Source organism: Vibrio sp. D173a, from assembly GCF_030248475.1.
On sequence record NZ_JAHGAH010000430.1, the window covers coordinates 1 to 1,073 of the forward strand.

1 protein-coding gene and 1 pseudogene are annotated in these 1,073 nt (G+C 46.2%); both read left to right on the forward strand.

Features of this window, described 5'->3' with window-relative positions:
* Positions 1–221: pseudogene (locus KIV40_RS26485) on the forward strand (tripartite tricarboxylate transporter substrate binding protein); the annotation flags it as partial.
* Between the two features lie 220 nt (positions 222–441).
* A complete protein-coding gene (locus KIV40_RS26490) occupies positions 442–936 on the forward strand; it encodes a tripartite tricarboxylate transporter TctB family protein (RefSeq protein ID WP_005451900.1) in 495 nt (164 codons plus the stop codon).
* Positions 937–1,073 lie beyond the last annotated feature (137 nt).

The window sequence follows — 1,073 nt, forward strand, 5'->3', positions numbered from 1 at the left end:
GTGGTTTCTTTGCCGCTCCTGGCACGAGCCAAGCCAAGCTCGATGAATGGAACGCAGCTCTGACCAAAATGTACAAAACGGACGAATGGCAAGTTGTTCGTGACCGCAATGGTTGGATTGACAACTACAAAGCGGATAAAGAGTTCTTCGCGTTCCTAGAAGAGCAAGAGCAGCAAATGGGCGATCTAATGCGCGAATTAGGTTTCCTGAAGAAGCAATAACTCCCATCCGAGTTTATGGGGTTGGCTATCTCTGGCCCCAGTTGTATTTGCACTCTAATTTCACCGTATATGGGCACTGTCGAAATTCGACAAGTAAAAACTCCTTTGTTTATTGGTTCTAAGCACTTCGACTAGCAGCGAGACGCTTAATTGTTAATGACTTGACCCTTCCTCATTAACGCCCATATACGGTCTTTTCCTGTTGCTCTAGGAGTTGGATATGTCTCATTCAACCAATATTTTTACCAAAGAGAATTTACTGTGCCGCGATCGTGTCGGCGCGATGATCTTTTTGTTGTTTTGCCTATGCTATGGCTACCAAACTACGCAAATCCCTCTCTTTCCGGGGGATGAATACGAACCCTTCACGGCTCGCACCTTACCGACCATTCTGACCTACGTCGGGATTGGTTTAGCGCTAATGCTATTGGTCACTGGTCAGCCCGATAAACAAAGCGGCGCTGTGATGTCATTCAACTGGAAATTGCTCATCGCCTTTTTAGTTTTGATGGCGCTTTATGGTCTGGGTTTGACTTATATCGGCTTTGTATTAGCGACAGGATTCTTCCTGCTTGCGGGCTTTTACCTTCTTGGCGAACGACGTAAATCGGTGTTGTTTGGAGCCTCATTCCCGTTCGTTATCGCGTTTTACTTGTTGCTCACTCAAGGTCTGGATATCTACCTTGAGCCTGGTCTGATTTTCACCATCTGGTAGTCAAAAGAAAGGACTGAATTATGTTAGATGGAATTCTACAAGGTTTATCCACCGCCGTGATGCCAATGAACATCATGATGGTGATTGTTGGCTGTTTTGTCGGTACGTTTATCGGCATGCTACCGGGGCTTGGCCCT